This is a genomic window from Massilia rubra, assembly GCF_011682065.1.
Lineage (GTDB): Bacteria > Pseudomonadota > Gammaproteobacteria > Burkholderiales > Burkholderiaceae_D > Telluria_A > Telluria_A rubra.
This window is the reverse complement of the sequence record NZ_VUYU01000007.1, coordinates 268,807-294,181: the sequence shown is the minus strand read 5'-3', so window position 1 is coordinate 294,181 and position 25,375 is coordinate 268,807. Positions and strand designations below refer to the sequence as shown.

26 protein-coding genes are annotated in these 25,375 nt (G+C 64.1%); 13 read left to right on the top strand and 13 right to left on the bottom strand.

Features of this window, described 5'->3' with window-relative positions; translation table 11 throughout:
- The first annotated feature begins 234 nt into the window (after window positions 1-234).
- From F0185_RS34300 to gloA, 5 genes are all read left to right on the top strand, one after another.
- Window positions 235-561 (top strand): hypothetical protein, encoded by a 327-nt coding sequence (locus F0185_RS34300; RefSeq protein ID WP_187362517.1) that lies wholly within the window; start codon window positions 235-237, stop codon window positions 559-561.
- Complete coding sequence (locus F0185_RS13535) at window positions 558-1,871, top strand: PQQ-dependent sugar dehydrogenase (protein ID WP_167225186.1); 1,314 nt, start codon at window positions 558-560, stop codon at window positions 1,869-1,871. The genes F0185_RS34300 and F0185_RS13535 overlap by 4 nt, the downstream gene beginning before the upstream one ends.
- Window positions 1,872-1,980: 109 nt before the next feature.
- Window positions 1,981-2,409 (top strand): OsmC family protein, encoded by a 429-nt coding sequence (locus tag F0185_RS13530; protein ID WP_187362516.1) that lies wholly within the window; start codon window positions 1,981-1,983, stop codon window positions 2,407-2,409.
- Window positions 2,410-2,609: 200 nt separating this feature from the next.
- Entirely contained in the window at window positions 2,610-5,309 is a 2,700-nt protein-coding gene (locus tag F0185_RS13525; protein ID WP_167225184.1) for a TonB-dependent receptor plug domain-containing protein, read from the top strand.
- Window positions 5,310-5,407: 98 nt separating this feature from the next.
- A complete protein-coding gene (gene gloA / locus F0185_RS13520; protein ID WP_167225182.1) occupies window positions 5,408-5,821 on the top strand; it encodes a lactoylglutathione lyase in 414 nt (137 codons plus the stop codon).
- A gap of 51 nt (window positions 5,822-5,872) precedes the next feature.
- On the opposite strand, the gene F0185_RS13515 is transcribed toward gloA, so the two are convergent.
- Entirely contained in the window at window positions 5,873-6,991 is a 1,119-nt protein-coding gene (locus F0185_RS13515) for a sensor histidine kinase (RefSeq protein ID WP_167225180.1), read from the bottom strand.
- A 210-nt stretch (window positions 6,992-7,201) separates the two neighbouring features.
- Between F0185_RS13515 and F0185_RS13510 the strand changes: the two genes are divergently transcribed.
- The gene (locus F0185_RS13510; protein ID WP_167225177.1) at window positions 7,202-7,660 is read left to right on the top strand and encodes a hypothetical protein; all 459 of its coding nucleotides are present in this window, start codon (window positions 7,202-7,204) and stop codon (window positions 7,658-7,660) included.
- A gap of 28 nt (window positions 7,661-7,688) precedes the next feature.
- Here the strand turns inward: F0185_RS13510 and F0185_RS13505 are convergent, their stop codons facing one another.
- The 10 genes from F0185_RS13505 to F0185_RS13460 all read right to left on the bottom strand — a co-directional run bounded on the left by F0185_RS13505 (window position 7,689) and on the right by F0185_RS13460 (window position 14,780).
- Complete coding sequence (locus F0185_RS13505; RefSeq protein WP_167225175.1) at window positions 7,689-9,236, bottom strand: DUF8224 domain-containing phage-derived protein; 1,548 nt, start codon at window positions 9,234-9,236, stop codon at window positions 7,689-7,691.
- A gap of 66 nt (window positions 9,237-9,302) precedes the next feature.
- Window positions 9,303-10,661, bottom strand: a complete 1,359-nt coding sequence (locus tag F0185_RS13500) for a TolC family outer membrane protein (RefSeq protein ID WP_166894503.1) — start codon at window positions 10,659-10,661, stop codon at window positions 9,303-9,305.
- A 101-nt stretch (window positions 10,662-10,762) separates the two neighbouring features.
- A complete protein-coding gene (locus tag F0185_RS13495; protein ID WP_167225173.1) occupies window positions 10,763-11,086 on the bottom strand; it encodes a rhodanese-like domain-containing protein in 324 nt (107 codons plus the stop codon).
- A gap of 12 nt (window positions 11,087-11,098) precedes the next feature.
- Entirely contained in the window at window positions 11,099-11,752 is a 654-nt protein-coding gene (locus tag F0185_RS13490) for a protein-L-isoaspartate O-methyltransferase family protein (RefSeq protein ID WP_167225171.1), read from the bottom strand.
- 197 nt (window positions 11,753-11,949) lie between these two features.
- The gene (locus F0185_RS13485) at window positions 11,950-12,591 is read right to left on the bottom strand and encodes a TetR/AcrR family transcriptional regulator (RefSeq protein WP_167225169.1); all 642 of its coding nucleotides are present in this window, start codon (window positions 12,589-12,591) and stop codon (window positions 11,950-11,952) included.
- Window positions 12,592-12,649: 58 nt separating this feature from the next.
- Window positions 12,650-12,847: a hypothetical protein gene (locus F0185_RS35455; protein WP_187362515.1), complete on the bottom strand. Its 198-nt coding sequence runs from the start codon at window positions 12,845-12,847 to the stop codon at window positions 12,650-12,652.
- Between the two features lie 111 nt (window positions 12,848-12,958).
- The gene (locus F0185_RS13475) at window positions 12,959-13,579 is read right to left on the bottom strand and encodes a GNAT family N-acetyltransferase (RefSeq protein ID WP_167225167.1); all 621 of its coding nucleotides are present in this window, start codon (window positions 13,577-13,579) and stop codon (window positions 12,959-12,961) included.
- On the bottom strand, window positions 13,576-13,788 hold the full coding sequence (locus F0185_RS13470; RefSeq protein ID WP_167225165.1) for a hypothetical protein: 213 nt from the start codon (window positions 13,786-13,788) through the stop codon (window positions 13,576-13,578). The genes F0185_RS13475 and F0185_RS13470 overlap by 4 nt, the downstream gene beginning before the upstream one ends.
- Before the next feature lie 45 nt (window positions 13,789-13,833).
- On the bottom strand, window positions 13,834-14,472 hold the full coding sequence (locus F0185_RS13465; protein ID WP_167225163.1) for a ParA family partition ATPase: 639 nt from the start codon (window positions 14,470-14,472) through the stop codon (window positions 13,834-13,836).
- Window positions 14,469-14,780, bottom strand: coding sequence for a hypothetical protein (locus tag F0185_RS13460; RefSeq protein WP_167225160.1), 312 nt, complete (start codon window positions 14,778-14,780; stop codon window positions 14,469-14,471). Before F0185_RS13460 ends, F0185_RS13465 begins: the two co-directional genes overlap by 4 nt.
- Window positions 14,781-15,016: 236 nt before the next feature.
- On the opposite strand from F0185_RS13460, the gene F0185_RS13455 reads away from it, so the two are divergent.
- The 7 genes from F0185_RS13455 to F0185_RS13425 all read left to right on the top strand — a co-directional run bounded on the left by F0185_RS13455 (window position 15,017) and on the right by F0185_RS13425 (window position 24,173).
- Complete coding sequence (locus F0185_RS13455; protein ID WP_167225158.1) at window positions 15,017-16,219, top strand: GNAT family N-acetyltransferase/peptidase C39 family protein; 1,203 nt, start codon at window positions 15,017-15,019, stop codon at window positions 16,217-16,219.
- Window positions 16,220-16,225: 6 nt separating this feature from the next.
- On the top strand, window positions 16,226-17,857 hold the full coding sequence (locus F0185_RS13450; protein WP_223164508.1) for a RimK family ATP-grasp domain-containing protein: 1,632 nt from the start codon (window positions 16,226-16,228) through the stop codon (window positions 17,855-17,857).
- An 8-nt stretch (window positions 17,858-17,865) separates the two neighbouring features.
- Window positions 17,866-18,576 (top strand): CorA family divalent cation transporter, encoded by a 711-nt coding sequence (locus tag F0185_RS13445; protein WP_229476992.1) that lies wholly within the window; start codon window positions 17,866-17,868, stop codon window positions 18,574-18,576.
- 471 nt (window positions 18,577-19,047) lie between these two features.
- The gene (locus F0185_RS35450; RefSeq protein ID WP_167225154.1) at window positions 19,048-19,878 is read left to right on the top strand and encodes a c-type cytochrome; all 831 of its coding nucleotides are present in this window, start codon (window positions 19,048-19,050) and stop codon (window positions 19,876-19,878) included.
- A gap of 53 nt (window positions 19,879-19,931) precedes the next feature.
- A complete protein-coding gene (locus tag F0185_RS13435; protein WP_167225152.1) occupies window positions 19,932-21,302 on the top strand; it encodes a cbb3-type cytochrome c oxidase subunit I in 1,371 nt (456 codons plus the stop codon).
- On the top strand, window positions 21,289-22,095 hold the full coding sequence (locus tag F0185_RS13430) for a CbbQ/NirQ/NorQ/GpvN family protein (protein WP_167225150.1): 807 nt from the start codon (window positions 21,289-21,291) through the stop codon (window positions 22,093-22,095). Before F0185_RS13435 ends, F0185_RS13430 begins: the two co-directional genes overlap by 14 nt.
- Before the next feature lie 11 nt (window positions 22,096-22,106).
- A complete protein-coding gene (locus tag F0185_RS13425) occupies window positions 22,107-24,173 on the top strand; it encodes a nitric oxide reductase activation protein NorD (protein WP_167225148.1) in 2,067 nt (688 codons plus the stop codon).
- A 28-nt stretch (window positions 24,174-24,201) separates the two neighbouring features.
- Here F0185_RS13425 and F0185_RS13420 read toward each other — a convergent pair whose 3' ends face one another.
- Window positions 24,202-24,741 (bottom strand): PEP-CTERM sorting domain-containing protein, encoded by a 540-nt coding sequence (locus F0185_RS13420; RefSeq protein WP_167225146.1) that lies wholly within the window; start codon window positions 24,739-24,741, stop codon window positions 24,202-24,204.
- Window positions 24,734-25,336, bottom strand: a complete 603-nt coding sequence (locus tag F0185_RS13415; RefSeq protein WP_167225144.1) for a PEP-CTERM sorting domain-containing protein — start codon at window positions 25,334-25,336, stop codon at window positions 24,734-24,736. The genes F0185_RS13420 and F0185_RS13415 overlap by 8 nt, the downstream gene beginning before the upstream one ends.
- Between the last annotated feature and the right edge of the window lie 39 nt (window positions 25,337-25,375).

Sequence of the window (25,375 nt, the reverse complement as noted above, 5' to 3'; positions counted from 1 at the left end):
CGGGCAAGTCGCGCGTGCAGGGAAGTGCAAGCTGGCTTTCTCCAAAACATGGCACCGCACCACTACCGTCGCTCCCGCGCAGGCGGGAGCCCAAGTCCGCTGTTAAGCCTCTGTCAACGCGAGCAACTTGGGCTCCCGCCTGCGCGGGAGCGACGAGAGTAGTCAATTGAACGGCCGCTTCCCCTGCGAAGCGATACCATTTGCACAATGAGTTCACCCACAGGGAGCCGCACCATGGTAGCCGAAACACACGACCGCAAAATCAACACCGACGCCAAGATCCACGATGACGACGCCAAGCGCCTGCCGCACGAGCGCGACGAGTCGCCGGACGGCCACGACAAGGAACCGCGCGGCGTCATGAAGCAGGCCGCCGACGACCTGGCCCAGGGCCTGGTCGATACCGACATGCACGGCATGCGCGGCGTCGAGGAAGTCGCCCCCACCAGCGGTTCCGGCCAGGCCCGGCCCAAGGCCGACGCCGGCAGCGGCATGCGCCATCACGAACCGTCCGACCTGGGCAAGGGCAAGGACGAGAACGAGGGCAAGGGGCAGGCATGAGGCGTGCGCGCCTGCTCCTGCCAGTCGGCCTGGCCATCGGCCTTTCCGGCGCCGCCCTGAGCGCCCGTGGCCAGGCCATGCCAGCGGGCTTCGGCCCGAATCCGGCCTTGCCGGCGCCCTCGCGCTCGATGCTGCCGACCATGAACATCGCCCCGGCCGACCCCTGGCCCAAGGGCGCGAAACCGGCCGTGGCGCAGGGCCTGGCGGTGGCGGCCTACGCCAGCGGGCTGGAACATCCGCGCTGGCTGTACGTGCTGCCCAACGGCGACGTGCTGGTGGCCGAAACGAATAAACCGCCCAAGCCCGACGAAGGCTTCAGCCTGCGCGGCATGGTGATGAAGCACGAGATGAAAAAGGCCGGTGCGGCGGTGCCGTCGGCCAATCGCATCACCCTGCTGCGCGGCGCCGGTCCCAACGGCGAGGCAGCGAGCCGCTCGGTGTTTCTCGACGGCTTGTTCTCGCCCTTCGGGATGGCGCTGGTGGGCAACGACTTATACGTCGCCAACGCCGACGCGCTGCTGCGCTTCCCTTACCAGGAAGGGCAAACCCACATCGCCGCCCGTGGCGTGAAGGTGATGGACTTGCCGGCAGGGATCAATCATCACTGGACCAAGAACGTCGTGGCCAGTCCCGACGGCGCCCGCCTGTATATCTCGGTCGGTTCGAACAGCAACGCCGGTGAAAACGGGCTCGACAAGGAGGAAGGCCGCGCCGCGATCCGGGAATTCACCCCGGCCGACGGCAAGTCGCGCGTGTTCGCGAGCGGCTTGCGCAATCCGGTCGGCATGGGCTTCCAGCCGCAAAGCGGGGCGCTGTGGACCAGCGTCAATGAACGCGACGAACTCGGCAACGAGCTCGTGCCGGATTACATGACCTCGGTGAAAGATGGCGGCTTCTACGGCTGGCCATACAGTTACTACGGCCAGCATGTCGATGCGCGGGTCGAACCGGCGCGTCCCGACCTGGTGGCCAAGGCGCTCACGCCCGATTACGCGCTGGGCGCGCACACGGCCTCGCTCGGGCTGGCGTTCTACAACGCCGACCTGATGCCGGCGTTCAAGAACGGCGCGCTGATCGGCCAGCATGGCTCGTGGAACCGCAAGCCTTTTTCCGGCTACAAGCTGATCTACGTGCCCTTCACCGACGGCAAGCCGAACGGACCGCCGCAAGACGTGCTGACCGGCTTTTTAAGCGCCGACGGCCACGCTTACGGGCGTCCGGTGGGCGTGGCGGTGGATCAGGGCGGCGGCATCCTGGTCGCCGACGATGTCGGCAACACGGTCTGGCGCATCACGCCGACCGGCAAATAGCTGCGGCGCAGCATTTCCGCATCCGCATCGTGCGCTGGCGAACAGATGGACCGTGGCCGGCAGCGCATGATGGCTTGATTGAATTTAAACAGATTGAAGGAGAACCACCATGATCAAACGTTCAGGAAGTGCTGTCTGGAGTGGCGGCATCAAAGATGGCAAAGGCAATATTTCCACCCAGAGCGGCGCGCTCGACAATACCCAGTACGGGTTCAACACGCGTTTCGAGAATGGTCCGGGCACCAATCCGGAAGAGCTGATCGGCGCCGCGCACGCGGGCTGCTTCACCATGGCCTTGTCGGGCCAGCTGGGCGAAGCGGGCATGACCGCGCAAAAACTGGCGACCACGGCAACCGTAACCCTGGACAAGACCGATGACGGCTTCACCATTTCGGCCGTGCACCTGAATCTGGTGGCGACCATTCCGGGCGCCAACCAGGAAGCGTTTGAAGCGGCGGTCCTGCGCGCGAAAAACAACTGCCCCGTATCGAAGCTGCTGAACGCGACGATCACGCTCGACGCGCGCCTGGAAGAATAAGGTCATTCCCGTCATTCCCGCGCCAGGGCGAATCCCGGCGGGAATGACGGCGCCGCATCACTCCCCCGCCTCGCCTTCTTCCCCCTGCGCACTGCCTGCACCATCGTTGTGCATTTGCGCATATACAAACACAAAAACAATCGTTCTTCGCATGCTTGCTTCTTGGTATCATTGATTTTTAACTACCATAAAGCACCTCAATGAAAATCACGAATTTGACATTGACGCCCCTGGCGGCGGCGGCGATCACCTTGCTCTGCGGCCCGGTGCAGCAAGCCCATGCGCAAACCGCAACGGCCGGCGCCCAGTCCCCGCCCACCTCGGTCGTGGTCACCGGCTCGCGCATTCCACGCGCCAGCCTCGAAGGCCCGTCTGCCGTGGTGGTCATCACCGGTGAAGAAATCACCAAGCAAGGTTATAAAAACCTGTTCGACGCCCTCAACAACCAGGCCCAGAACAGCGGCGTCACCACCGGCGCCGACTCCGGCAACACCTTCACGCCGTCGGCCAATACCATCAGCCTGCGTGGCCTGGGCCCGAACCACACATTGATCTTGCTCAACGGCCGCCGCCTGGCCGACTTCCCGACCGCGTACGAAGGCGCGGTCAACTTCACCAACCTGGCCAATATTCCGTCGAGCATTGTGGAACGGGTGGAAATCCTGAGCGGCGGCGCCTCCGCCGTGTACGGCTCGGATGCGATCGCAGGCGTCGTCAACATCATCCTCAAAAAGCGTGCCGAGGGCATCGACGTCAATCTCAAGCGCGGCACCACCTCGCGCGGCGGCGGTGGCGACAGTCGCCTGCAAGTGAGCGGCGGACAGAGTTTCGACCAGCTCAACACTGTGTTCAGCCTCGAAGTGCTGGACCGCGAACCGCTGTGGAGCAACCAACGCGACTTCATGGCCGTGCGCCAGGGCACGCCGACCAATACCTTGTCGCGCAAGAACGTCAACAACGGCAAATATGTTGACCTGGGCGACACCTGCAGCGCGCTGGGCGACCTGTTCGGCGGCAGCCAGTTCAAGAACACCGTCGCCAAAGGCAGCTACTGCGCCAGCAACAAGGTCAGCCCGACCTACTGGACCACCCAGACCAAGAACCGCAGCACCAATCTGTTCGGCAGCGCGAACTATGCGCTCTCGCCGACGACCGAGCTGTTCGCCGAATTCCTGGTGGGCCAGAACAAGACCGCCAACAACACGCGCGGCCCGACCTGGACCTCGTCCTCGGCCGACAACAGCTACTTCTTCAACAAAAATAGCGGCGTATACGAAGCCTGGACCAAGTACATCTCGCCCGAGGAAATGGGCGGCGTGAAGCGCTACAACCGCACCTGGGACGACCTGGCCAGCTCGGTCAGCCTGGGCGCCAAGGGCGACATCGGCGCGACCGGCTGGCGCTATGAAGCCGGCTACAGCGCCTCGTTCTACAAGAGCGAAAACCATGTGCAGCGCGCGCTGGGGAACATCGACAGCTTTTTCCTGGGACCGAAACTGGGCGTGGATGAGGACGGCATCGCCATCTACGCACCGAACCAGGCGCGCCTGACCCAGCGCCTCACGCCAGAGGAGTTCAACAGCATCACCGGCCAGGCCGACAGCAACGACACCTCGCGCAACCAGACCCTGAGCCTGGTCGCCACGGGCGAGCTGTTCCAGTTGCCGGCCGGCCCGGTCAAGCTGGCCACGATTGCCGAAGCCGGCCACCAGCGCTTCGCCAACAAGCCGGATGCGCGCATCAACCAGGGCGTCTTCAACACCCTGGCCAAGAGCGATATCACCGAAGGCTCGCGCCGCCGCTACGCGCTGGGCGTGGAAGCGAGCGTGCCGCTGCTGGCCGACCTGAACTCGACCCTGGCCGGCCGCTACGACCGCTACAACTACGCCGGCCGCAACGAAGGCAAGCTGACCTACAACGTGGGCGCCGAATGGCGTCCGGCCAAGGCGCTGCTGGTGCGCGGCAATTACGCCACCAGCTTCCGCGCGCCCGACATGAACTACATCTTCAAGGCGCGCGGCGTCGGCTACTACTCCTCGACCACCGATCACTACCGCTGCGCCCAGGCCGGCCAGCCGATCGAGACCTGCGAGTTCGCCGGCGTGTCGCCGGGCAGCGATTACGTGCAGACCGGCAGCAAGGACCTGCGTTCCGAAAAAGGCAAATCGTATGGCCTGGGCGCGGTCTGGTCGCCGAGCGCGGACTTCGACGTCTCGGTCGACTACTGGAACATCAAGATCGACGACCTGGTCACCAACCTGAGCGCCGATAACTTGCTGCGCGACGAAGCGGCCTGCCGCGTCAAGGGCGACCTGACGTCGCCGAGCTGCCTTGACACCATCAACCGCATCACGCGTAATCCATTGACGGCGCTCAACAAGCCAGGCGAGATCCGCGAAATCCGGGTCAACCCGATCAACGCCGCCTACCAGGACGCCGACGGGATCGACCTGAGCGCGCGCTACGCCCTGCGCACTGAGAGCTGGGGCAAGTTCACGCTCAAGGGCAATTACTCCAAGGCCCTGAGCAAGAATTCACGCCAGTTTGCCGGCGACGAGCTGGTCGACGAGTTGGACGAAATGAGCAACTCCGACTGGCGCGACAAGCTCAACGTCAGCCTGAACTGGAACCTGGGCAACTGGTCGAACACCGTGTTCGCCCAGCGCTTTGGCAAGGTGCCGAATGCGGGGCAGACCGCGTTCCTGTCCCCGACCACCCTGGTCAACCTGTCGAGCGTGTACAAGGTGACCCCGCGCGCGACGGTCTCGGTGGCGATCAACAACGTCAACAACCGCATCAAGCGCGACAGCACCGACGGCTGGCCGAACTACCCAACCGGCAATTTCAGCCCGGTCGGACGCCAGATCTGGCTGGAGTTCAATTACCACTTCGGTTCGTAAGCAGGCAGGGCCGGCCGCGCCGCATCTTGCGGACGCGGCCGGCAGAGAATCGGTGGAGCGCTTAAAATCGTGGCTTGATTCGATTACCAAGGACTACGATGCGGATTTTGCACACCATGTTACGGGTCGGCGACCTGCAGCGCTCGATCGATTTTTACACCAAGGTGCTGGGCATGAGCTTGCTGCGCACCAGCGAGAACGCGGAGTACAAGTACACGCTGGCGTTCGTCGGCTATGGCAGCAATCCGGAGCATGCGGAGCTGGAACTGACCTACAACTGGGGCGTTGACAAGTATGAGCTGGGCAACGCCTACGGCCACATCGCCATTTCGGCCGACGACATCGTGGCCGCCTGCGAGGCGGCGCGCGCCAACGGCGGCAACGTCACGCGCGAACCGGGCCCGGTCAAGGGCGGCAGCACCGTGATCGCCTTCGTGACCGATCCGGACGGCTACAAGATCGAACTGATCGAACGCAAGGGTGGCGTGCGCGCGAACGGCTTGAACGAGTAAATTCCGGCACCACGCCGGCATGGACCAACCAACGCCTCGCAAGAGGCGTTTTTATTGGTGCGCCGGATGATTTGACGTGCCCGTAGCGATCGCGGGCATCCGCACCTTGACGGTGGTCCCTTCAAGCTCGGTGGAACTGACCCAGATCTTGCCGCCATGGGCCAGGACGATCTCGTGAGTGATGTAGAGACCCAGGCCAAGATTGCTGGTCTGGCTGGCACTGCGTTCGCTGGTGCTCTTCATGACGAAGCTTTTTCCGGGATCGAACATGACCCGCAGCCGGCTTGGGGAGATGACCTCGCCTTCGTTCTGCACCACCAGCACCACATCATCGCCCTGGCGACCGACCGTCACCCAGACCGGACTGCTTGCCGCTCCGTGCTGGACCGCGTTGGCCATCAGGTTCGAGAGCGCCTGGCTCATCCGTGTGCGATCCCAGGAAACGGTGATGCCGTCCTCGACGTCGACCTTGAAATCGCGTTCAGGATGAAACAGTTTCATTTCCTGAACAACAGATCGGCATTCCACCGATAGATCGTATTGCGCCAGCGTGACCGGAATGCCGCCGCCCAGGTGGCTGGTGGAATAGTCCAGCAGGTCGGCGACAATCTCCGCCACCCTTTGCGTACTGTGCAGGACCTGCGCCGCCACCTTCAGGTGGCGCGGCGCCAGGGTGGTGTCCTCCAGGATCATCTGGGTTCCCATGCTGATCGCCCCCAGCGGATTGCGCACATCGTGGCCGAGAATGGCGAGAAAGACATTCTGTGAATCGCGCAGCATGGCGGAAAAGTGGGCCAGCGATTCCGTCAGGGATTGATCGATTGCCTCGTTAAAGCGCAGCATGTCTTGCAGGTCGGATTCATCCGCTGTTTTCACCGTGGCTTGCCACAGCCGCAGCACGCTGGCGCGCAAGGCGCGAAATTCCGCCATCAGTTCCTCGACGGTAAAACCAGCCTGCAGGCGATCGACGGCATGCGCCTCGGCCGCCGTTTCGTCAGCCACTTGCGGGGCGTTGCCCTGCGATTTGTCGATGCCTTGCTGGACGCTCTGTTGCGAATCGAGGTCCAGGCAAATCACCGCGAGGATGGCTTTGGCATGGTCGCGCAACTGGACTTTGGTGGCGGAATCGAGCGCATGCAGCGTGCCGGCGAAATCTTCCCACTCCTGCAAGATGACTTCGATATTGTCGCTGATAAATTTGGAAAGGCGCATGGCATCCTGGTGAGGCGGGAAAAAGCATTCCGCCAGTCTACGCTGTTCCAGTGGTCGCCGTACGGCTCGCCAGGGCCAGGCCGCCTCGCATGGCATATCCGCAAGCCAGCTAACACCTGGGAACAGGAACGAGTAAGATGGCCGGATGCATGTTGACGAGGGGAAGCAATGACGGCCGAGTTAGTGTTTGAGAGCAGACTGAGCTACCACGTGCTGCGCCAGGAGGGCATCGTCGAGCTCGATCCTGTCATTACGCTGCAACTGGAGCTGACGGGCGGCCCCACCATGTATGCCTCGGATTCCTTCATGATCAACCATGCGGCCTGGAGCATGACGATCCGCCGCCACAACCCGGCCAACGTGCCTCCGGCCGAGCCTCCCGGCTGGGTCAAGTACACGGCGCTCGGTGGCAAGTCGCTGTGCGTGATCGACATCCATCAGTCGCCCGAGCGCTTCTGCTCGCTGCTGGACATGTTCAAGGGCGGGCACGCGTCCGACATCACGATCATCGTCGACGGCCTGGCGGACACGGCCGATTACAGCAAAAAATGGGATACGGCGGCGCGCGCCTGCATGCCGGTCAGGTCGATCTGCTTCGAGTTTCCGCTGCCGCAGAGCGAGGCCTGAGGCGGCCGGCCGGCGCGTTGGCGCCGGCTCAGTCCCAGCGCTCGATCCGGTACGTGCCGACCTGCCCGTCGATTGTCACGCGCAGGTCGAACTTGCACGGATGGCCCTTGGTCAGCGCCAGGCCGGCCACGCTATTTTTTCCCAGGCCTGCCAGTGCGTTCTCCTGGCTGTACGCTTCGATGGTGGAGCGGAATTCGCGCAGCTCGCTTTTCAGGTTCACCGGAAACAGCGCGGAATGGCCCTCGCATCCGCACAGGTCGCGCGCATCCTCGAGCAGGAACGCCAGGTGTTCGCCATACTGCGGATGGCTGCGCCCTCCCCATGCCCAAGGCGGCAGGATGACGGCCATGACCTCGTAAAAGCTGCCCGTGAGGTTGAATTCGCTGGCCAGCGAGCACCGGTTGTAGCAATACCAGGCAACCGGATTGCGCTGATCAAGCGTATCCCACTGCATGATCGGGCGGGCATCCGCATGCACTGCCGAGGTGAGCGCGACGAACGGTTGCCGGCCTTCCAGCGCCGCCATTTCGATGCGCTCGGCCGTCGGCAACACGGTGCGGCGGAAGGTGTCGAGCGTCATGCTGTGAGGCCCGTGCGGCGCGGCGCTGGCGCGGCCTCGGGCGGCGTAGTGCGGGTGCGGCCGCCATACGGCTTCCTGGATGTCGTCCATGGTGGCGAAGCGGCGTTGCAGCGCGGGAAACGCGCCCAGCTTCGCAAAGGCAATCCTGGCCGCCTTGATGGCCCCCGGTGTCGGCGCCACCTGCGGGCGCTGATAGCGCAAGCCATCCATCTTCGCGTTCCAGCTGGCGGCGGCCTCCCCGACCGGCTTGCCGGCGACGATATCGTCGAGCAAAGTGGCGATCATGCTCGAGCGCGGATGGCAAAAACCCATCGGCGCCCGTGCCACCATGCGGTAGCGCAGGTTGTCCTGCTGCTGGCCGGTAGCGGCGGCGCGCGCGGCATGCAGGTCGACCAGGAATTGGGCCTGGCCGAGCACTGCCGCCGGGTTGTCCAGAAGAGTCTCCTTGAGCAACTGCAGCGCCGTCGCACAGACCGGCGCGCTGTACTGGCGCAAGGCGCGCCGCACCGAGGCGAACGCTTCGCGCCTGGCGCAGGCCGTCTGCCAGGCGTTGTGCAGGCCGCTGCTCTCGAACACCGTGGCCGGGGTAATGGCCAGGTGCTGCCAGGGACCGCTGGCCGGCTTGCCATACATGGTCTGTTGCGACAGGAACAGCATCGTGATGCGCGCCTGGCTCACGCGTTGCTGCAAGGCGACCACCATGGCGCGGTAAGGCGCCGGCGCCGTAGCCGGGTCCCACAGGGCCGGCACCAGCGCGCCGTCGTCGCCCACCGTCGCCAGGCCGCCGAAACGCTCGATAAAGGTGCGGCAGCAGCTGCAGCTGTGCTGCTGGCGTACGTCGGGATCGGTGAAGGAGGCCAGGTAAGCCTCGTACAGGCCGCCGGCATCGGTCCGGAAGACGGGACCGGCCAGGGCGTTGAAGCGCGTATCGATGCTGTGCACCAGGGCGGCGTAGTTGTCGACGCGGCGCTGCGCGTGTACATCAAGTGCGGTCATGCGTGTCCTGTGCGAAAGGCGGGTGCGGAACGACGTTCCGCCCCGCTGGCGCGCCCTGCGGCGCGCTTACTTGACCAGCAAGTCGTTGACCGGCACCAGGTCCGCTTCGCGCAGCGAACCGGCCGCCGACTTCAGGCGCAGGCCGTTGAGGATGGTGTCGTAACGCGCACGCGACAGGTCGCGCCGGGTCGAATACAGCTGGCGCTGGGCATTGAGCACGTCGATATTGATGCGCACGCCAACCTGGTAGCCGAGCTTGTTCGATTCGAGCGCCGAATTGCCCGACACTTCCGCCGCCTGCAGCGCCCTGACCTGCGCCAGCCCGCTGTTGACGCCCAAAAAGGCCTGGCGCGCGACGTTGGCGGCGTTGCGGCGGGTCGCTTCGAGGTCGTTGCGGGCCTTGTCTTCGAGCGCGATGGTTTCGCGCACGCGGCTGGTGACGGCAAAGCCGTTGAAGATCGGCACGTTGTAGGCGATGCCGATGCCCTTGTTGTCGCTCCTGCCCGACTGCTGGGTCTGGCCCGTCACGTTCTGGCGGCTGATGTTGGCGGTCAGGTCCAGGGTCGGATAATGGCCGGCGCGGGTGCGCTCGATTTCGCGCTTGGACAATTCGTAGCCGAGCTGGGCGCCGACAACGCCATAGTTCTGGGTTTCGGCCGAGGCCACCCACGGATCGATCACGGCCGGCTCGGGAGCGGCCAGCAGCACGCCCGGCTTGAGCGTGGCCAGGCCGGTCGGCGCGCTGCCGATGATCGCCTGCAACGCGCTGCGCTTGTTTTCCAGGTCGTTGATGGCGGCAAACTCCTGCGCCACCACCAGGTCGTAGGCGGCCTGGGCTTCGTGGGTGTCGGTGATGGTCTGGGTGCCGACCTCGAAATTGCGCTTGGCCGAGGCGAGCTGCTCGGTGGTCGCGGTTTTCTGGGCGCGGCTCAGTTCCAGCGTATCTTGCGCCGCCAGCACGTCGAAGTAGGCTTGCGAGACGCGCGTGATCAGGTCTTGCTGGGCCTGGGCGAACTGCGCTTCGGCCTGGGCCTGCTGCAGCTTGCTTTGCTGGTAGGTTTGCCAGTTAGCCCAGCGAAACAGCGGCTGGGTCAGCGACAGCGTGTGGGTGGTGGTGCGCTCGTTGGCGCCGCCGGTGGTGACCAGCGTCTTGCCGCCATCGGGACGGGTGACGGTCTGGCCGATATTCCACGGCGTCGATTCGCCATCGTTCTTGACGATGCTGCCGTTCAAGCCCACGGTGGGCAGGAGCGTCGAACGGCCTTGCGGAACCCGTTCCATGCCGGCGGCCAGGGCCGCACGCGCGCTGGCGAACGCGGCGTCATTGGCCAGCGCTTGCTGGTAGACCTGGATCAGGTCCGCCGCCTGTGCATTCAAGGAAAAAAATGCGCTGGCGATCAGCACGGCCATGAGGGGTTTCTGCATTGCATTCTCCATTGGAGTCATCAAAAAAGTTAAAAAAACTTGCAGCCCGGTGGTGGCCGACACCGCCGCCGCGCGTGATCGCGTATTGCGATCCGTCGTCGTCAATAGCGCGGCATCGTGCCGTCGACCTGCAACGCCCAGGCGTGGATGCCGCCGCTCAGGTTGCTCACACGGGTAAAACCGTTGCGCTCCAAAAAGGCCGCGACCTGCATGCTGCGCGCGCCGTGGTGGCAGATGCAGACGATCTCGGCATCCTCGTCGAGTTCCTCGATACGCGCGGGAATCGTGTTCATCACGATCTGGGTCGATCCCTCGATCTTGCAGGTTTCAAATTCCCAGTTTTCGCGCACGTCCAGCAACAGCGGACGCGGGCGCGCTGGGTCGGCCAGCCAGGCGGCCAACTCGGGGGCGGTCAGTTGCTGCATGCCGGCCCCGCCTTAAAACGTGAAATGCGAGGACTTGACCGACGTCGACAGCATCTTGACGTTGGTTTCGAAGACCTTGACCGTGTCGTACGCGGTCTCGGAGACCCGCGTGATCACCTGCGCCGACATGACCGGAGCCTGGCCAATGATCGCGGCGATGCGCCCGCCGACCTTAACCTGCTTCAAGAACACTTCCGGCAGGGATTCCAGCGCGCCCGAGATGACGATGACGTCGAACGGCGCGCCCTTGTCCCAGCCTTCGGCGCCATTGCCCAGTTCGACCGTGACGTTGCTCACGCCGGCGTTGGCCAGGTTCTTGCTGGCCAGTTCCTTCAGTTCCGGATTGATCTCGACGGTGGTGACGTGGCGCGCCTTGTGCGCCAGCAGGGCCGCCATGTAGCCGGAGCCGGCGCCGACTTCGAGCACATTTTCGTGCTTCTTGACCGCTACCTCTTGCAAGATGCGCGCTTCGATCTTCGGCGTGAACATCGCCTCGCCGCCCGGCAGGGGGATTTCGGTATCGACAAAGGCCAGCGTCTTGTAAGTGGCCGGCACGAAATCCTCGCGCTTGACCACCACCAGCAGATCGAGCACGTCCTGGTCCAGCACGTTCCAGGGGCGGATCTGCTGTTCAATCATGTTAAAACGGGCTTGTTCGATATTCATCTTGTGCTCGGTGAGGAAAAGTAATAATCCGATATTTTATCGTTGAACGGCCTCGGAACACACATCTTAACGATCCGACGCCCCCAATCGCGAGAAATTGCGACAGTCTGCAGTTTAGAGGGAATGAAGCTCCCGAATCGGCGCCCGGGCGCTGGGCGCCCTACGGGGCGCCCTACGGGACGCCCTACGGGACGCCCTCACGGCGCGCGCGGCAGCAGGCCGTGCAGCGTCATGGTGAGGAAGGAATCGATGAAGGCGACCGGGTCGAGTTCGGACATTTCGCAGGGGCCGACCGAGTGCTTCCACAGCATCAGCATGAGCATGGGGGCGATCAGGATCTGGGTGGTGAGGAACACGTCGAGCGGGCGGAATTCTCCCCGTTCGACGGCGCGCTCGAGCAGGCCGCTGATCATGCTGCTGCCGCGCAGGATGACTTCTTCGCGGTAGAAGACGGCGATATCGGGGAAGTTGTTCGATTCAGCCATGACCAGCTTGATCATGCCGGACGACTTGGTGGCGCCGGCGTTTTCCCACCAGGCCATCATGACGGCGCGCAACAGGTCGGCGCTGTTGCCGTCGAAACTGGCGATCATGTCTTCGGCCGCGCCCAGGGCGGGCACGATGGTGTCGCGCACCACGGCCTTGAACAGCTCTTCCTTGTTGGTGAAATACAGGTACAGGGTGCCCTTGGACACGCCGGCGCGCTTGGCCACGTCTTCCAGCCGCGTGGACGCGAAGCCGCGCTCGACGAACAGGTCGAGGGCGGCGGCGAGCAACTCCTGGGGGCGCGCGTCTTTACGGCGCTCCCAGCGCGGCTTCATCTCAAGGGGACATTGCATGGGGTCTATTCCGTAACTTACTTGCGAGTCATTAATATAGACCGATGGTTTCACTCCGTCAAGTTTGCCTTCGTTGTTCCGCCTGAATAACAATGTGCCATTGTCGGCAGAAATTGATCCAAGGTTCAGCCTGTCCGGCATCGTTTAGCGCAACCCACACGAATTCGTCCGGCAGAACGATGAATTCGCTGACGTCCGCGGCAGGGATATCGGAGAGCTTTTTACCGTCCTGGCAGGCAAGGCAATTGATGAGCATGGATCTTTCCCTGGCAGAGGCACATTCTGACGATTGCGCGCGGCTTACACGCAATCGCTCCGGCTCCATGGCGGGTCATGGCGTCCATGCGGCGGCAGGCGGCGACAAGACTTATCGTTGTGCCTGGCTTTGATCAAGCAACGCGTCTGTGAGCACGTTGGCATGCGCTGCACGCTCTAGCTGCCAGTCGCGCCGCGTGAGACGATACGACGCGGTGGCGCATCGTGCGCCGCCGACGAGCCAGCTTGCGCGCCTGTCCCGGTCTTGCCGGAATCCGAGCCTGGTCAACGCCTTGGCAGAGGCGGCATTGCCGGGATGGATATCGGCATGGATACTGTCGAGTGCCAGTTGCGTGAATGCGTAAGCAAGAAAGCGCTGCATTGCTTCCGACAGGTAGCCCTGGCCCCAGCACGACTTGGCCAGCAGGTAGCCGAGCGCCGCACAGCGGTTTTCCTGGTCGACTGCATACAGGGCGCAGCTGCCGATGAGCTTTTTTGTGGACAAATGCTCGATGACATAATGCAGGCTGATGCCACTCGCGTGCTCGGAGCGCGCTTCTTCAACCGCCCTGCCGGCCTGCTCCGGCGTTGTCCATGGCGCGTGGTTCCAATAGCGCATGACCTCCTGATCCGAGTAGAGCTCGAACAACCCAGGCGCATCGCGCTCTTCGATCAACCGTAGCCTGACCCGCTTGCCGATGAGCACAGCCGGCTTGCCCTTGCCACCATTCATGCAACACCTTCGGCGATGATGGTCCGCACGATATAGAACACCAGCACAGCGATCGAGGCAATGAGCGTGATCCAGAAAAGCGAATACGCCATATGCCCATGCTGGTCTGCCAGCGGCTTCTTGCCGCAAGTAATCCTTCGAACAGTTCGACGACCGCAACGGCAAGCGGGGTGATCGTTCATGGTCAGGGCGTCGCTGAAAAAAGTCATGATCGGTGGCAGGCAATGGGAGTGAGAGGGCGTGCGAAGTCGCGCTCAATGCATATAGACTTCGCGATACAAGGAATGCAGTTCGGCGGCGGCATCCGGATCGCACGTTTGCGCGTCGCTTGCGCAGCGCCCCTGGCCGTAGTCACGGCTGCACGCTACATGCAGCACCGTCGCCGCCAGGGTCGCCGACATGACATGAGCAACATACAGCCGCACCGCCGCCATCTGCTCCGGCGACGGTACCGCCCCGTCCGCTACGATCACGAACAGCACCTTCAAGGACGGATTGAACATGCGGGCCGAATTAAGCCGCGCAATGAGCGGATACTGGGAATCAAGATCGACATTCCCGACCTGTATCGGCACCAGCACCACGCGCGCGGCGATGAGCGCCGAACGGGCTTCCTGGGTTTCCACCTCGCCTGTATTGATCAGCAGGTCGCTGAAGCCGGCGGTCAACTCTTCAATCTCGCGCACCAGCGAGCGCGCGCCAAGCAGGCGGGCGGGAACCGAGGGACCCTGGCCGACTACGCTGCGCTCGCAACTCCAGCTGTAGGCGCTGTGGCGGGGATCGACATCGATCAGGCAGATCGTGCGCCCGCTAAGGGCCCGCAACACCGCCAGATTCGCCGCCAGCAGGGCCTTGAGGGCTTGCCCCTGGATACTTGCGATCGCGACGATCATGCCGCCGCTCCCGCTTGATACGGCGTTTCCTTGAACCGGGCGCCGGGCAACTGGCGCGCAATGGTTTCACTGAGCACCGTCACACAGGACTGGCGCACGCACAGCCAGACTTCGATCCGGGCGCCGCCGGCGCAGATGGCGATGCGCATGAATTCCAGCGCGTCGCCGCACACTCGCATCGCCAGCTGGCGCAAGGTCGTGACCGATTCCGCATCGACCGACATGCGAATGGTGCAGGTGTGCAGGTGCGTCGCCGATCGGACAGGGATGCGCCGGGATGAGGGATACAGGTTTGCAAACGAGTTCATGGTGCCTTCGCCAGTGGTACGTGATTGACAGGAAGCAGCGTATCAAGCAAGCAGTAAATATGTTCTAAAAAGTTCCCCAGCGGCTGTAAACGCAGCGTAAAAACCACTGGCGCCTGGCACGCCGAGGCGCTGTTTACGGTTTGTTTACGCTTCGATCAGTGTTCTTGACGCCGTTTTTATATGGCGCTGTGTACGATTGCCGCTGCCAACCAGCAAACCACAAGGAAGAGGCAGATATGAGTGCTGTAATTGATCAACGGGCCGCGCAACGCGACGAGGCGCCCTTGCGGCGCAGCGTCGCATCGTGCCGGATCCGCCAGGCTGGCCCGCAAGACATCGCGACCTTGCTGGACATCGAAGAGGCCAGTTTCGAGTCCGACCGTCTCAGCCGCCGCAGCTTTCGCCATTTGCTTACCGAAGGCAACTCCGTGACCTTGATCGACGAAGCCGATGGACAGGCGCGCGGCTATATCACCCTGTTGTTCCGGGCAGACGTGTCGCTGGCGCGCGTGTACTCGATCGCCACCGCGCCCGACTGGCTGGGCCAGGGTGTCGGTTCGGCACTGCTGCGCGCCGCCGAAGAACTGGCACTGGCGCGCAACTGCGTGGCCATGCGCCTGGAAATCCGCAAGGATAACCTGGCGTCGCAGCGGCTGTTTCTTGGTCATGGGTATGCCGTGTTCGGCGAACATGGCGCTTACTACGAGGACGGCATGGACGCACTGCGGTTCGAAAAGTCGCTCACCGCGCGTCTGCGCCCCGAGCTGGCCCGGACCACCTATTACCGCCAGACCCTGGGTTTTACCTGCGGTGCGTCGTGCCTGATGATGGCCATGAAAGCGTTCGATCATGCACTGGTGCTGGACCGTACGCTGGAACTGCAGCTCTGGCGCGAAGCGACAACGATTTTCATGACGGCCGGCCACGGCGGCTGCGGGCCCTACGGACTGGCCCTGGCGGCGCGCCGGCGCGGCTACCCGACCGAGATCTACGTCAATGGCGATGGCGTGCTGTTTCGCGAGTCGGTGCGCAGCGAAGAAAAGCGCGACGTCATCACCCTGGTGCACGACGATTTCGTGCGCCAGGCGCGCGAGGCCGGCATCGCGGTTCACCACCGGGTTGCCGGCACGGCCGAACTGACCCGCTGCTATGTCGATGGCGGCATCCCGATGGTACTGATCTCGACCTACAGGCTCACGCGCGAGCGTGCGCCGCACTGGGTGGTGCTCACCGGATGCGATGAGCGCTATTTTTTCATCCACGATCCCGACAATGCCAGCGGACGGGCTGCGGACGAGCGCATCAACATGGCGATTCTGAAGAAAGACTTCGAGCGCATGGCGCGCTATGGCCGCAACGCCACCAAGGCGGTGGTGGTGATCTATCCCCCTTCCAACCCTCCCACGCCCGGTCGCGCGGGCGCTCAACCCACCTTCTGACTCATCATGGACCCCATGCGCACCAAGTTATCCCGCCCTACGATTGCCCAGTTTGCCGCTGGCGCCGACGACGATCCCAAGAAACCTCCCGCCACGGCGAGCATCGCCCTGCTGCGCGCACGCAGCACGGCGTCGGGCCTGATCATCGTGGTCGAACAGCTCAAGGATTGGCCCGATACGGCCACCCCGTACACCATCGTCACCGCGGCCCAGTTCCTGGGCTCGGCGGACCAGGGCGGCGCGCCGGGAAGCACCGTCATCAATCTGTGCCGAAGCTACAAATATTTGTCAGTCGGTTACTACTGCTCGCTGCTGGCCGAGGCCCGCGGCCAAGCCGTGCTGCCGTCGGTGAAAACCATCAACGACTTGTCGCGCAAAGCGATTTACGGGCTCGACACGGACGAGCTGGACTATGCGTTGAACCAGTCGCTCGAGCACACGGGCGAGCGTCCGATGCCCGTCGAATTTTCCATGGATATCTATTTCGGCACTACCGAATACACCCCGCTAGTCGCCCTGGCGCGCCAGATTTTCGAAACCTTCCCGACCCCGCTGATGCGGGTCGAGTTCGAACGCGACGAGGACTGGAAGATTGGCGCCATCCGGGTGCACAATGTGAGCACCCTCAGCGATGCCCAGCTCACCTGCGGCCGCGCCGCCCTGCGCGCCATCGAGCGTGCACCGATGCCGGCCCCGGCGCCCGTCAAACCGTACCGCTACCATATCGCCATTTTGCACGATCCGGACGAAGAGCTGCCGCCGAGCAACGAAGCAGCGCTGGAGCGCTTTGTCGACGTGGGCCGCGAACTGGCCATGGATATCACCCTGGTCGAGAAAAAGGATTTTTCTCGGCTGGCTGAATTCGATGCCCTGTTCATCCGTGCAACCACCGCCATCAATCACCACACCTACCTGTTTGCGAAAAAGGCGGAAAGCGAGGGGATGGTGGTGATCGACGATTCGATGTCAATCCTGCGCTGCACCAACAAGGTGTATCTGGCGGACCTGATGCGCCTGAACAAAATACCGACTCCGCACACCTACGCGCTGCAACGCGCGGATATTGCCGACATCGGTGCCATCGAACGTGAAATCGGTTACCCGATGGTCATGAAAATTCCGGACGGCGCCTTTTCACGCGGCGTGACCAAGGTGGCCAACGCCGAACAATTCCAGGAAACCGCCCAGGCCCTGCTGACGCAATCGGCATTAATCCTGGTGCAGGAATACATGTACACCGATTTCGACTGGCGCATCGGCGTGTTGAACCGTAAGGCGATTTTCGCGAGCAAGTACTTCATGTCCAAGAATCACTGGCAGATCGCCAAGCGCGATGCCGGCGGACAGGCCAAGTTTGGCGCCGCGCGCGCAGTGGCGCTGGACGAAGTCCCGCCCGACCTGCTGGCGTATGCGGTCGCTGCGGCCAATCTGATCGGCGACGGGCTGTACGGGGTGGACATGAAAATGACCGCGCGCGGTCCCGTGGTCATCGAAGTCAATGACAACCCGAATATCGATGCCGGCAATGAAGACAGCGTGCTGGGCGACGACATGTACCGCATCGTGCTGCGCGACCTGGTGCGCCGGCTCGATATTGCCCACGGCCTCATGCGTGTGCAGACCGAGTCCGGTACATGAACGAGGGCTTGGCAAGGGTAAATTGTTCGGTATACCAGCAGGGCGTCAAGCGCGGCGAGATCACGATCGACGAGATCGGCGCCGCGCTGGAACAGCAGGATACGTTTGTCTGGCTCGGCCTGGTTGAACCGGATAATGAATTGATGGAGCGGGTCCAGGAAGAATTCGACTTGCACGAACTGGCGCTCGAAGATGCCCAGAAGGCCCATCAGCGCCCCAAGATCGAAGAATACGGCGAGACCTTGTTCGTGGTCTTGCACACGGTGACACTGGCCGGACAAACGATCCACTTCGGCGAAACACATGTCTTTGTCGGTCGTCGTTTCGTCATCACCGTCAGGCATGGAAAGTCGAACGGGTACGGCAGCGTGCGCGAAAAAAACGAAAATACCCCGGCCAGGCTGGCCACGGGGCCGGGCTACGTCCTGTACGCGATCATCGACTTCATTGTCGACCATTACCAGCCCTGCATGGATACGCTGCAGCACCGTTTCCGGCAAGTGGAAAAGGACTTGTTCCAGCTTAATCCTCCGGCGGCTAAGCTGGAAGAGTTTTACAATCTGAAAAACGAACTGCTGTCGTTGCAGGCCGCCGCCGGGCCGCTGGCCGATGTGTGTACCCAGCTGCTGCGCTTTCACGGGGACGTTATTCCAAAAGAAAACCGAATCTACTACCGGCACATTCTCGATCCCTGCGGGGCGAGTGCCTCCGTCAGGTAGGCCACATCGGTTCCCGCAGGGGGCAACTGATGAATCAGATCGATGATCCGCATGGGCTTAACTGGCGCACCTGCAAGCTTGCGTACTGGGGCGGCACGTATTACTACATTAAAGCACAGCTGCCAGAGCGGACAGCCAGGCAAGCGATATGCTTTTGCATGAATTTCCCTTTCAAGCCAAACGCGCAGTCTGCTGGCATCCGGCATGCCGCGCCCGCCTGCCGCTGCGGCAGCCGCCCCCCAAAACAACACCGAGCGTTTTTCCCCGCGCACACGTCCGTATTTTTTGTACAAGCATGCAAGCCTGTTAAGCTAACCGCACATTCACGGTCCGGAGGCAGTCATGCACGCTTGGATTCTTCCCCTGAAACTGTTCGCCTACCTCGTCATCGGGCTCATGGCGCTGGCCATCGCCTACGCCACGGTCATCACGATCCGCTACTGGCCGGCCATTTCGGTCTAGGGGGCGGACGTGAATAAACGACAGGCACGCCATTTCGCCATCGGTTCGACCGTGGTCGCCACCATCGCCTTCCTTGGCCTCACCCTCGACAGCCACCGCCAGTTCAACCGCCTCACCAACGGCGACAAAATCACCGCCCAGGTCACGCGCGGCAAGGATGTCTGGCACGCCAACAACTGCATCAATTGCCATACCCTGTTCGGCGAGGGCGCCTACTACGCCCCCGACCTGACCAAGATCACCAAGCTACGCGGCCAGGCCTACCTGACCGCGTACATGAAAGACCCTTCCAAGTTTTACGACGAAACACGGCACCGCCGCCTGATGCCCAAGCAAGACATCAGCGATACCGACATCGCCGCCCTGATCGCCTTCCTCGACTGGGTCTCGAATGTCGACAACCAGGGCTGGCCGCCGCGCCCCCTGCTGGTCACCGGCGCGACCTTTCCTGGCACCGACGCCCCCGCCGCCACGCCGCCGGCGGCGCGCGCCGCCACCAGCGGCGACAACCCGATCGCCCTCGGCGAGCGCCTGTTCCGCAGCGCCACGCCGGCCTGCACCGCCTGCCACTCGACCGCGCCCGGGGTCAACATGGCCGGTCCCTCGCTGGCCGGCCTGGTCGGGCGCAGCGCGGCCTTGCTGGCCGGCGCCAGCTACCGTGGCAAGGCCACCGATGTCGATGGCTACATCCGCGAATCGGTGCTCGCTCCGAGCGCCCACGTGGTTCCCGGCCCCATGTATTCGGCCGACGGCCAGTCCTTCATGCCGACCACCTACGCCAAGGACCTGAGCCCGGAACAACTCACCCAACTGGTCGCCTACCTGTCCTCGCTGAAGTAGGCGGCGCGCCCGCATCACGCGCCTGGATCGTATTTTTCGCCGGAGCTATCGTCATGAGATATAAGTCGCAGTCTGTCGCCTATTGGTACTTTGCCGTCTCCCTGGCCCTGTTCGGCCTGCAACTGGTGTTCGGCTTGCTGTCCGCCACCAAGTACCTGGGACCGGATCCCCTGCTCTACATCCTGCCCTTCGACGTCACCAAGGTGATCCACACCAACCTGCTGATCGTCTGGGTCATCTGCGGCTTCATGGGAGCGACTTACTGGATGGTGCCGGACGAATCGAGAACCGAACTGCACAGCACCAAGCTGGCCTACGTCCAGCTGGTCCTGTGGGTGCTGATGGGGGTCACCGCCATCATCGGCTACCTGTTTCGCTGGGGGACCGGCAACAAGCTGCTGGAACAGCCCTTGCCGCACAAGATCGTCATCGTGATCGTGATGCTGATGTTTCTGTACAACGTGGGCATGACCATCAAGAAATCGGGCCGCCTGACCACCACCGAAGGCGTGCTGCTGGGCGGCCTGGGGCTGGCCGCCCTGCTCTACCTGCCGGCGCTGCTGCACTACGAAAACTATACGGTATCGATTTTCTACCGCTGGTGGACCATCCACCTGTGGGTGGAGGGCGTCTGGGAAATGATCCAGGGCGGCTTCCTGGCTTACCTCTTGATCCGCCTGTCCGGCGCCGACCGCGAAGTGATGGAGAAATGGCTGTACGTGATCGTCGGCCTGGTGTTTATCGCCGGCATTCTGGGCACCGCCCACCACTATTACTGGGTCGGGGTGCCGGCCTACTGGCTGCCGATCGGCGGCGTGTTCAGCGCGCTCGAACCGGTGGCGCTGGTCGGCATGGCCATCTACGCCTACTCGACCATCAAGCGCTCCGGCATGTCCCATCCCAACAAGCTGGCCCTGCACTGGACCGTGGGCAGCGCCGTGTTCACCCTGTTCGGCGCGGGACTGCTGGGGCTGGCGCACACCTTCCCCTCCGTCAACAAATGGACCCACGGCACCCTGATCACGGCCATGCACGGCCATGCCGCCTTTTATGGCGCCTATGTCATGATCGTGCTGGCCATGATCACCTATGCCGCACCAAGCCTGACCCGCCGTCCCGAAGAAGGCAGCGCGATGGGCTACTGGTCGTTCTGGATGCAGCTCGGCGGCATGTTCGGCATGACCTTGTCGTTCGCCACGGCCGGCATCGGCCAGGTTTATCTGGAACGCATCATGGGCCTGGGCTTTCTCGACGCCCAGCTGAAAATCCAGATCCACTTCGTGATGCTGCTGGCGACCGGCTCGCTGTTCGCCATTGGCGTGGCACTGTTCATCATCGACTTCTTCCGCTACGCCCCACGCTTCGGCGCGCAGCTGGACGCTCCCGGCGACGCCGCCGGCTTGCAAGCCCATGCGGAGAGCTGACTTGCCCGCCCCCGCCGACAGCGCCCCCTACTACCTGCCCCATGCGGGCGAAGTGGCGCTGTTCGAACAATGCCACCAGCGCCAGCTGGCCGTCATGCTCAAGGGCCCGACCGGCTGCGGCAAGACCCGCTTCGTCGAATACATGGCCTGGCGCCTGCAACGCCCGCTGGTGACGATTTCCTGCCACGACGACCTGAGCACCGCCGACCTGGTCGGGCGCTTCCTGATCGGCGCCGCCGGCACCGCCTGGCATGACGGCCCGCTGACCCGGGCCGTGCGCGAGGGCGCCATCTGCTACCTGGACGAAGTGGTCGAGGCGCGCCAGGACACTGTGGTGGTGCTGCACCCGCTGACCGATCACCGGCGCATGCTGCCGATCGACAAGACTGGCGAGACCGTCGCCGCCGCCGCCGGCTTTCAACTGGTGGTGTCGTACAACCCTGGCTACCAGCGCATGCAGAAGGACATGAAGCCAAGCACGCGCCAGCGCTTTGTCGCCTTCGATTTCGACTTTCCGCCGCCCGAGCGCGAAGCGGCCATTGTCGAGCACGAGGGCGCGGTCACCGCCAGCCTGGCGCATGCCCTGGTAACCCTGGGAAACCGCCTGCGCCAGTTGCGCGACCGCGGCCTGGCCGAGGTGCCCAGCACCCGCCTGCTGATCGCCGCCGCGCGCCTGATCGCCGGCGGGATTGCGGTCCAGGATGCCTGCAATGCCGCCATCGTGTCGCCCCTGTCGGACGAGCCTGCCCTGGTCGGCGCCATGCGCGACCTGGTCAAGGCCAGTTTTATCTAGATCTGGCGGCCATGGCAGAAGCCGAAGACGTGATCACCGATGTCGCGCGCCACGCCACGGTGTATATCCAGGGCCTCTGGCGGCGCCAGCGGCGGACGCCCACGCCGCTCCGGCTCGAACTGGCCGAGGTCGCCGCGCGCCTGGACCTGCTGGCCGAGGCCGTCTTTGCACGCCGCTTCCGCCTGCGCCCGGCGCAAGCGCCGGCGCCGCGCACCTGGCTCGATAAGCTGATCCGGCGCGATGAGGCGGCGCCGCCCCTGCACGCCCTTCCCGCCACCGATGGCACCAGCATCTGGCTGCCGCGCAGCATCGCATTCGATGGCGGCGGCGCCGACGGCGCGCTCGCGCGCTACCGCCTGCTGTTGCTGCAACAGGCCATGCGCGCCGTGCGCGGCAGCGCCAGCCACTACCCGTTCGGCCAGGACGGCGCGCTGCAAGCGTTCTACCATGTGCTCGAAGCGCGCGCGGCGGACGACGCGCTCGCGCTGCTCCTGCCCGGCATGCAGCCGGCGCTGCAAGGCTGGCGCCGGCAAGCGCTGGCGGCGCGGCCGCAGCCGGGCGCCCTGCCGGCCCGGCTGCGCCCCATCGAAACCATGCTGCAGGCCGTGCTGGCGCGGCAAGACAGCGGCGCCTCGCTTAACGTGCCGCCTGGCGCGTCGCCTGGCGCGTCGCCTGGCGCGGCGCCTGCGCCCCCGGGCGCCGCGGCGGTGCTGGCGCAGGCGCGGCGGCTGGCCGCGGCGTCCGGACTGCAAGGCCTGGCGGCGCGCCTGCTGGTCAAGGATGACTGGCTGGGCGAGTTCCTGCCCGCACCGGTCCTGCTGCACGCCGTGCCCGGCCACGGCAAGGAGGACGCCGCGAACAGCCCCGGCGCGGTGCGCAGCGCCAGGCTGGCGCGCCGCCCGCGCGTGCGCGCCGCGCTCGAGGGCGAAGACGAGCCGGCCGCGCCGGGTCCGATGATGGTCCAGACCGCCCAGCCGCACGAGCAGGCCGAAGACGCCATGGGCCTGCAGCGGCCCACCGACCGCGATACCGACAGCGCCGCCGACGACTTTGGCGACTCCCTGTCCGAACTGGCCGAAGCGCGCCTGCTGTGGTCCCCCGGCGCCGCGCGCGAAGTGCTGTTATCGGACGACCCGCCCGACCGCCACGCCAACAACCCGTCGCTGGCGCTGGCCTCGGCCGACGGCGAGCGCAGCACCTATCCGGAATGGGACTGGAAGACGGCGTCCTACGCCGGTCCCGGCGCCACCGTCACGGTGTGCGGCGCGGCCGAGGGCGAGCAAGCGGTGCTCGACGCCATCATGCGCCGGCATGCGGCGGCGCTGCCGGGCGTGCGCCGCAATTTCGAACTGTTGCGGGCCCAGCGTACCCGGCTGCGCCGGCAACTCGATGGCGACGACATCGACCTGCAGGGCTGGATCGATGACCAGGCCCAGCGCAAGGCGGGCGGGCCGCCGGAACAGCGCCTGTACCAGGCCGAGCGGCGCGGACGACGCGACCTGGCCGTCACCCTGCTGGTCGACCTGAGCGGCTCGACCGATGGCTGGGTGTCGGGACAATGCAGGGTGATCGACGTCGAGCGCGAGGCGCTGCTGATGGTGTGCGTGGCGCTGGACGGCCTGGGTGAGCCGTTCAGCGTGCTCGGCTTTTCGGGCGAAGGTCCGGGCGGCGTCATCGTGCGCCCTATCAAGCGCTTCGGGCAAGGCTACGACAAGCGGGTCGCCCTGCGCATCGCCGGCCTGGAACCGGAACGCTACACCCGCGCTGGCGCCGCCGTGCGCCACGCCAGCGCCGAATTGATGACCCAGGCAGCCGGGCACAGGCTGCTGATCCTGCTCTCCGACGGCCGGCCCAACGATGTCGACCAGTACGATGGACGCTACGGCGTGGAAGACCTGCGCCAGGCCGTCACCGAAGCGCGCCTGCAGGGAATTTCACCGTTTTGCCTGACCATCGACCGCCAGGCCGCCAGCTATCTTCCGGCCGTGTTCGGCGAATGCGCGTACGCCTTGCTGCCGCGTGCGCAATTGCTGCCCACCGTCTTGCTGGGGTGGCTGCGCAAGCTGGTCGCCGCCTGAGGCGCGCGCCAGCGGCCCGGCGGGCGCTTCAGGTGTGCGCGTGGCGGGCGCGCAAGGCCAGCACGCCCAGTCCCAGCGCCAGCATGCCGTAGGTGGCCGGCTCGGGTACCGGCGAAATCTCGAACAGGGTGTCCTCGGTCCAGCGCAAGGTGGTCGAGGTCGCGTTGCCGTTCCAGAAAGCGTATTCCTGTGCCTGGGACCCGCTGATCACCTCGCCGCCTGCGACGCCGTTCTCGTTCCATGGATCGGTGGTCCAGGCGGTATTGAAATTGAGGGCGCCACCCGGGGTATAGGAAAAATCAAACAGCCCGCAGAGAAACACTTCCGGCCCGCACCCGCCGACATATTGCTGGCCATTGAGCACAAAGGAAGTCACCTCGCTCAGCTCCAGCAGCCCATCGCGGTTCGTATCTTCGCTGTCGAAATTGCCGGAAATACGCGCATTCGGCAGGAACTGCCCGGCTTCTTCGTGGAACAAGCCGGTATAGGTAAATTCACGGAAGGTCGATCCGGCCTGGGCGCTGCCCGCCAGCACGGCGGCGGCAATCAATAACGATGGTTTAAGCATGATGAGCTCCGGCAACAACAGCCAAACGAGGGTGATTGACATGCTCGCGCGTCCCGGACCGGGCCAGGCGCCGGCTGCGCCAGGCCAGCACGCCCAGCCCCAGCGCCAGCATGCCGTAGGTCGCCGGCTCTGGCACCGGCGAAATCTCGAACAGGGTGTCCTCGGTCCAGCGCAAGGTGTAGGACGCCGAATTGCCCATCCAGTAAGAATATTCCTTGACCTCGATCCCACTCACCGCCTGGCCGCCCGCCACGCCGAACTCGCCCCATGGATCGGTGCTCCAGGAGGTACTGAAACTGAGGGCCGCGCCGGGGGCATAGGAAAATTCGAACAGCCCGCACATGAATACTTCCGGGCCGCACCCGGCGGCATATTGCTGGCCGTTGAGCACGAAGGAAGTCACCTCGTTGCGTTCCAGGACCCCATTGCCGTTCAGATCCTCGGTTTCAAAATAGCCGTATATCTGCGCGTTCGGCAGGAACTGCCCCGCTTCTTCGTGGAAGAAACCGGTATAGGTAAACTGACTGAGGGTCGATCCGGCCTGGGCGCTGCCCGCCAGCAAGGCGGCGGCAATCAGTAACGAGGGTTTGAGCATGATGGTCTCCTGATAGAACCATCAGCTTAACAAAAAAAC

Coding starts and splice junctions, on each gene's coding strand:
- F0185_RS13495 (WP_167225173.1), bottom strand. CDS start 11,086: ATGCAGCAACTGACCGCCCCCGAGTTGGCCGCCTGGCTGGCCGACCCA.
- F0185_RS34300 (WP_187362517.1), top strand. CDS start 235: ATGGTAGCCGAAACACACGACCGCAAAATCAACACCGACGCCAAGATC.
- F0185_RS35455 (WP_187362515.1), bottom strand. CDS start 12,847: ATGCTCATCAATTGCCTTGCCTGCCAGGACGGTAAAAAGCTCTCCGAT.
- F0185_RS13455 (WP_167225158.1), top strand. CDS start 15,017: ATGAGTGCTGTAATTGATCAACGGGCCGCGCAACGCGACGAGGCGCCC.
- F0185_RS13420 (WP_167225146.1), bottom strand. CDS start 24,741: ATGCTTAAACCATCGTTATTGATTGCCGCCGCCGTGCTGGCGGGCAGC.
- F0185_RS13460 (WP_167225160.1), bottom strand. CDS start 14,780: ATGAACTCGTTTGCAAACCTGTATCCCTCATCCCGGCGCATCCCTGTC.
- F0185_RS13510 (WP_167225177.1), top strand. CDS start 7,202: ATGACGGCCGAGTTAGTGTTTGAGAGCAGACTGAGCTACCACGTGCTG.
- F0185_RS13475 (WP_167225167.1), bottom strand. CDS start 13,579: ATGAATGGTGGCAAGGGCAAGCCGGCTGTGCTCATCGGCAAGCGGGTC.
- F0185_RS13530 (WP_187362516.1), top strand. CDS start 1,981: ATGATCAAACGTTCAGGAAGTGCTGTCTGGAGTGGCGGCATCAAAGAT.
- F0185_RS13505 (WP_167225175.1), bottom strand. CDS start 9,236: ATGACCGCACTTGATGTACACGCGCAGCGCCGCGTCGACAACTACGCC.
- F0185_RS13430 (WP_167225150.1), top strand. CDS start 21,289: ATGCGGAGAGCTGACTTGCCCGCCCCCGCCGACAGCGCCCCCTACTAC.
- F0185_RS13525 (WP_167225184.1), top strand. CDS start 2,610: ATGAAAATCACGAATTTGACATTGACGCCCCTGGCGGCGGCGGCGATC.
- F0185_RS13425 (WP_167225148.1), top strand. CDS start 22,107: ATGGCAGAAGCCGAAGACGTGATCACCGATGTCGCGCGCCACGCCACG.
- F0185_RS13435 (WP_167225152.1), top strand. CDS start 19,932: ATGAGATATAAGTCGCAGTCTGTCGCCTATTGGTACTTTGCCGTCTCC.
- F0185_RS13490 (WP_167225171.1), bottom strand. CDS start 11,752: ATGAATATCGAACAAGCCCGTTTTAACATGATTGAACAGCAGATCCGC.
- F0185_RS13450 (WP_223164508.1), top strand. CDS start 16,226: ATGGACCCCATGCGCACCAAGTTATCCCGCCCTACGATTGCCCAGTTT.
- F0185_RS13535 (WP_167225186.1), top strand. CDS start 558: ATGAGGCGTGCGCGCCTGCTCCTGCCAGTCGGCCTGGCCATCGGCCTT.
- gloA (WP_167225182.1), top strand. CDS start 5,408: ATGCGGATTTTGCACACCATGTTACGGGTCGGCGACCTGCAGCGCTCG.
- F0185_RS13415 (WP_167225144.1), bottom strand. CDS start 25,336: ATGCTCAAACCCTCGTTACTGATTGCCGCCGCCTTGCTGGCGGGCAGC.
- F0185_RS13485 (WP_167225169.1), bottom strand. CDS start 12,591: ATGCAATGTCCCCTTGAGATGAAGCCGCGCTGGGAGCGCCGTAAAGAC.
- F0185_RS13470 (WP_167225165.1), bottom strand. CDS start 13,788: ATGACTTTTTTCAGCGACGCCCTGACCATGAACGATCACCCCGCTTGC.
- F0185_RS13465 (WP_167225163.1), bottom strand. CDS start 14,472: ATGATCGTCGCGATCGCAAGTATCCAGGGGCAAGCCCTCAAGGCCCTG.
- F0185_RS13500 (WP_166894503.1), bottom strand. CDS start 10,661: ATGCAGAAACCCCTCATGGCCGTGCTGATCGCCAGCGCATTTTTTTCC.